The sequence below is a fragment of the Aerosakkonema funiforme FACHB-1375 genome (assembly GCF_014696265.1).
GTDB classification, from domain to species: domain Bacteria; phylum Cyanobacteriota; class Cyanobacteriia; order Cyanobacteriales; family Aerosakkonemataceae; genus Aerosakkonema; species Aerosakkonema funiforme_A.
This window is the reverse complement of the sequence record NZ_JACJPW010000217.1, coordinates 1-5,015: the sequence shown is the minus strand read 5'-3', so window position 1 is coordinate 5,015 and position 5,015 is coordinate 1. Positions and strand designations below refer to the sequence as shown.

Below are 5,015 nucleotides of genomic sequence, written 5' to 3'. Positions count from 1 at the left end.
ATCTTAATTTAATTAGCCTTTTTTCGCTCAGCTAACATCTGAGCTATTTCGTCTTGTAAATCAGAGTTTAGACTATCGCACCTGGGGTGCGATAGTCTAAACTCCAGTAATAAGCCTAGCTCTCTTTTTGCTTCTCGAATGCTTGCCTCTCCTGCATCAAGGTTAGCTTGTCCTTCCTCGATGGACAGATACAATAAATTTAGCACAGCAGCAGGGGCAGTGGGCTGAGATTCTGAAACTTGCAGAAAAAGCCTACACAGACGAGTATAAGAATTTCTCAACCGTTCTCTCACATTCTGTAACTCATTCAGTCCCGAAATAGTTATCTCTGTTTCCCCAAACTGTTCAAAAATTACAAATTCTGTTTCTCCTGCTTCATCAATCAATTCTGCCAATTGTCCTAACAGATTTAATATCGTTGCTTTAATTTCTCCTGGTAGCTTTGCCATTAACTTTTATTTCAAATACACCACTCTTCCATATTAATATTAAATAGACAGTAAAGTTGCGGTGATTTTGCCAATAGCTGCTAACCCGAATTATTCAGCAGATTTGACTACGATATTGTAAATTGATTGGGAAGAGAGCGATCGTGCGATCGCTCTTTTTCAATTCCTACCCGCACTATCACTCTTTGGTTTCTGAAACTAGCCTTTGCTTATTTTTTCTCTCAAGTCTTTCTAACTGTTGGCGACACAGTTCGGCTTCCATCATCGCGTTTAATTGCGCCAACTTCAAATCCAACATATCAAGCTTGTAGATAGCTTCCTGAAAGCGTTCGTGTGTGCGCTTTAATTTTTCTGGATCTGGTAATTTTTTTTGCTGATTCATGGTAATTCAAAATCTGTTTTAGCTTCTCGAATACTAGCATCTGAAGCAGCAATAGCAGCTTCAGCATCTTCAATTGTCTGATATAGTAAATCTAGCACAGCCGCAGGAGCAGTGGGTTGAAATTGTGAAATTTGGAGATAAAGAGTACAAAGACGAGTATAAGGATTTCTCAGCCGTTCTCTCACATTCTGTAAGTCATCCAGTGTCGAAACGGTTATTTCTGTTTCGCCAAGCTGTTCCGCAATTACTGTTTCTGTTTTTCCTGCTTCATCAATCATTTCTCCCAACCGTTTCAGTAGATTGAAAATGTTGACTTTAGTTTGTTCTGATAAATTTGCCATTAAACTTAATTCCAAATGCACCACGTTTACATATTAATATTAAATAGGTGGAAAGGCTTTTCTTCCGTGACGCTCTGGCTATAAATAAAAACAGATGAACACAAATCGATCTGCGTTCATCTGCGTACTCTTTAGGAAAACTGCGCTTACATCTGCGGTGGCAAAATGTTATATTCGCGATCGCACAAATTTATCCAACCGTTCCATACCTTTTTCGATCGTACTCATGTCAGTGGCGTAAGACAGGCGAATACAATCATCTGCCCCAAACGCAATACCCGGAATAGCAGCAACTTGCTGATTTTCTAGGAGCGCATCACAAAATTCCAGAGAAGTCAAGCCTGTTTTACTGATATTAATAAACAAGTAAAAAGCACCATCGGGTGTGGGACAACTCAAACCGGGGATAGCGCGAAGGCGTTCCAACATCACCTGACGCCGCTTGGCAAATGCTTGGCGCATTTCTTCTACACAATCTTGCGGACTTGTTAAAGCTGCGATCGCACCGTATTGTGCAAAGGTACAAACATTCGAGGTACTGTGACCTTGGATGGTACTGGCTGCTTTAATTATCTCAACTGGGCCAGCTAAATAACCGATCCGCCAACCGGTCATGGAATAACCTTTGGCGAATCCGTTGCTGATCAGGGTGCGATCGAAAGCTTGGGGACTAACTGCACCGATGCTGAGGTGTTCGGCTCCATCGTAAATAATTTTCTCGTAAATTTCGTCAGAAACAACCCAAATATCTTTTTCCACCACCACTTCCGCCAACGCCTTAATTTCATCTGGCGTATATACCACACCTGTGGGATTAGAAGGCGAATTGAGGATAAATAGGCGCGTTTTCGGCGTTATCGCCTGCCGCAGTTGTTCTGGCGTAATTTTGTAGTTATTTTTCTCATCCGTAGGTACGATTATCGGCTCGCCACTTGCCAATCTCACCATTTCCGGATAACTCAACCAATACGGCGCGGGAATGATTACCTCTTCGCCAGGGTCGATCAGCGCCAGGATGAGGTTGAACAGAGAATGCTTACCGCCATTGGTGACTATGACGTTATCCGCACTGTAAGCGAGATGATTTTCTGTTTTCAGCTTGTGAGCGATCGCTTCCCGCAACTTCGGCTCCCCAGCGGCTGGGCCATACTTGGTCTTTCCTTCATCCAGAGCCTGCTTGGCAGCAGCTTTGATATGCTCTGGCGTATCGAAATCCGGTTCACCAGTGCTGAAACTACACACATCAATTCCCGTTGCCTTCATCGCCTTCGCTTTGGCGGCGATCGCTAACGTTAGGGAAGGCTGAACTTTCTCAACTCTTGCTGCCAGCTTCATGCTCTTTGATTTCTATCCGACTACATATAGCTATTTTCTAGTGTTCCAGAGTATCCCATAATCCTCAATTCAAATTGTGTATTTTTTACCTTTTTATTATTTGTAATATATTTTACTAATCTTTAACCGAGTTTATGCACTGTTTTGGGGTAATTTTACGCTCTACCAATAAAAATAATTGTATTATATGTTACCTTATTTTACCTAACTGGAGACTAACTACGGAGAAAGGTGCGTCAGCTTTGCGCTAACGCACCCTACAGGTGTGTTGCTTTCGTTTAAGAACGGCTATAATTTGCCAGATACAGCAATTTTAGCGATCGCGTCTGTTTTTTCCAGAACTCTGATAGTTTTCATCGCAGAAATTGAGAACTTAAGCAGTTACTTTTTCCTTCTTTTCAATTTCTTGCAAGAAGAGATTCATAAACTCATCTACAACCCCTGGATGCTGCCCGGATATCAAGTTACCATCTATATAAGTAGCAACTGCTTTATCGCCTTCATAGATAACCGTTCCGCCGGCATTTTCAACATCGCAAATGATGTTGTGAGCGCAGGTAACTTTGCGACCCTTCATCAGTTCTGGATCTGCACAAAATAACCACATACTGTGGCAAATAGTGCCAACTTTTAGATCGCCACCATCCATCGCTTGTACTGCTTTGCGGAGGAATTCTACTGCTGGAGATTGATTCGGTTCACCTGGTTTCGGACTGACTTGATATCGCAAACGATCCATTGCGTAACCACCGATGAGGATTATGCCTTTGTAATCGGCGGGATCGATATCGTTAACATCAACAGTAACGGTTACTTCCTCTGTATGGTCATTTCCTTTAAAGGTGATTTTTTCCTGATTCCAAAGATTGGAAATATACTCAACATCGTAGCCGTGTTGAGGGAAAAATTCATTAAATCGGCGATATTCAGTTTCATCGAAATGTTCTTCAACCAAAACGCCTATTTTGCCTTTTTTTCCATCATTCATTTTTTGCTAACTCCTAAATTATTGAGATCGAGCGAAACAAGTACATAACGAAAGTGGGAGTTATAGCTGTCTTTTTACATCGCCAAACATTCTGGTTTTGTGTTATTTTACACCTCTACTGGCAACCATCTTATAAGTAGAGATATCTCCCGACAGTTCTGTTCAATGCAAGTAACTACCAAACAGATGAATTTGCTTGAGTTATCCAGAGAGCTTCACCGTTTGAAATCTAGCAATACATAACTTGTAGCACTTTGGAGATAGTAAATAATCCGTCTATGGATGGTTGTATAATAGGGAAGTACTTATCAATATATGGATGAGTTTAGTAGCAATGAAAAGATGCGATCGCATTTATAAAAAAAATGGTTTTTTCCGCCTTTTTGAGTTTGGGAATAACCATTGTAAGTTCGGCATTTTGGATAGCAATAATTTAACTAGCTCCTCAATGTAGAAATGTTTCATGAAGCGTCTCTACATTCAGTCAAGATAAAATAGGCGATCGCATCGGTTTATCTATCATTTGTAACTCGTGAAAGGTAAAACAAAAAAACAGTATCCTTAAGACAGAAATTTTATTGCCAAAAGTATGATAAAATTCTGACCGAGCAGTTGGGAGAAAAGCGGTGAGAAAACTGTGGCGTTTGGGAATTGCGGTCATACTCGTCGCATTTGGGCTGATCGGTTATTGCACTCACACTGTATATAACCCGATTACGGGCGAAAATCAGCGCCTACAGCTCTCGCCGCGTCAGGAAGTTGCGCTGGGACTGCAAGCGCGACAGCAAATGGCCGCCAAACATGGCGGTTTGTACCCCGACAAAACACTCCAAGATTATGTCGATCGAGTGGGAGGAAGAGTGGCGCAACGGTCGGATGCCGCTAAATCGCAGTATCCGTTTGATTTCCACCTGCTACGCGACCCGCGCACCATCAACGCCTTTGCCTTACCGGGAGGAGAAATTTTCATCACCGCCGCCTTGATGGGACGCCTATCCTCGGAAGCGCAACTGGCGGCAGTTTTGGGACACGAAATCGGTCATGTAGTGGCGCGACACGGTGCGGAACATCTGGCAAAACAACAGCTGGGGTCAACGCTGGTAACAGCTGTTGGGGTAGCGGTAAGCGACGATGAAAGACGAGCTCAACAAGTGGCAGCGATCGCGCAAGCAGTCAACCAACTGGTAAGCTTACGGTACGGACGCGATGATGAACTGGAGAGCGATCGACTCGGTTTTCGCTTCATCACACAAGCCGGTTACAATCCCCAAGGTATTGTCGAAGTAATGCAAATCCTGGGATCTGCCCGCAAAGGCGGTCAATCGCCGGAATTTTTCAGCACTCATCCCAATCCAGAAAACCGCGTTCAAAAACTGCAAGCTTTAGTTGCTCAAACTTATCCAAATGGCATTCCGCCTCAATTAGAATCCGGACGCGAAAATTTTGCCAAATACGTACAACCGCGTTTGCCAGGTAGCTAATTGGGAAGGGAGAGGGGCTAGGGGCTAGGGGCTAGGGGC

General features: G+C 43.2%; 6 protein-coding genes. 1 reads left to right on the top strand and 5 read right to left on the bottom strand.

Annotated elements, in window-relative coordinates:
• Nucleotides 1-8: 8 nt before the first annotated feature.
• The 5 genes from H6G03_RS36870 to H6G03_RS36850 form a co-directional block, all read right to left on the bottom strand.
• Nucleotides 9-449, bottom strand: coding sequence for a hypothetical protein (locus tag H6G03_RS36870; protein WP_242060542.1), 441 nt, complete (start codon nt 447-449; stop codon nt 9-11).
• 178 nt (nt 450-627) lie between these two features.
• On the bottom strand, nt 628-831 hold the full coding sequence (locus H6G03_RS36865) for a hypothetical protein (RefSeq protein WP_190475865.1): 204 nt from the start codon (nt 829-831) through the stop codon (nt 628-630).
• Complete coding sequence (locus tag H6G03_RS36860; protein ID WP_190475863.1) at nt 828-1,172, bottom strand: hypothetical protein; 345 nt, start codon at nt 1,170-1,172, stop codon at nt 828-830. Before H6G03_RS36860 ends, H6G03_RS36865 begins: the two co-directional genes overlap by 4 nt.
• A 168-nt stretch (nt 1,173-1,340) precedes the next feature.
• Entirely contained in the window at nt 1,341-2,507 is a 1,167-nt protein-coding gene (locus H6G03_RS36855; RefSeq protein ID WP_190475861.1) for a pyridoxal phosphate-dependent aminotransferase, read from the bottom strand.
• 373 nt (nt 2,508-2,880) lie between these two features.
• Entirely contained in the window at nt 2,881-3,495 is a 615-nt protein-coding gene (locus H6G03_RS36850) for a DJ-1/PfpI family protein (protein WP_190475859.1), read from the bottom strand.
• 626 nt (nt 3,496-4,121) lie between these two features.
• Here H6G03_RS36850 and H6G03_RS36845 point away from each other — a divergent pair.
• Nucleotides 4,122-4,976: a M48 family metallopeptidase gene (locus H6G03_RS36845; RefSeq protein ID WP_322112038.1), complete on the top strand. Its 855-nt coding sequence runs from the start codon at nt 4,122-4,124 to the stop codon at nt 4,974-4,976.
• Nucleotides 4,977-5,015: the final 39 nt, after the last annotated feature.

Coding starts and splice junctions, on each gene's coding strand:
- H6G03_RS36855 (WP_190475861.1), bottom strand. CDS start 2,507: ATGAAGCTGGCAGCAAGAGTTGAGAAAGTTCAGCCTTCCCTAACGTTA.
- H6G03_RS36870 (WP_242060542.1), bottom strand. CDS start 449: ATGGCAAAGCTACCAGGAGAAATTAAAGCAACGATATTAAATCTGTTA.
- H6G03_RS36850 (WP_190475859.1), bottom strand. CDS start 3,495: ATGAATGATGGAAAAAAAGGCAAAATAGGCGTTTTGGTTGAAGAACAT.
- H6G03_RS36860 (WP_190475863.1), bottom strand. CDS start 1,172: ATGGCAAATTTATCAGAACAAACTAAAGTCAACATTTTCAATCTACTG.
- H6G03_RS36865 (WP_190475865.1), bottom strand. CDS start 831: ATGAATCAGCAAAAAAAATTACCAGATCCAGAAAAATTAAAGCGCACA.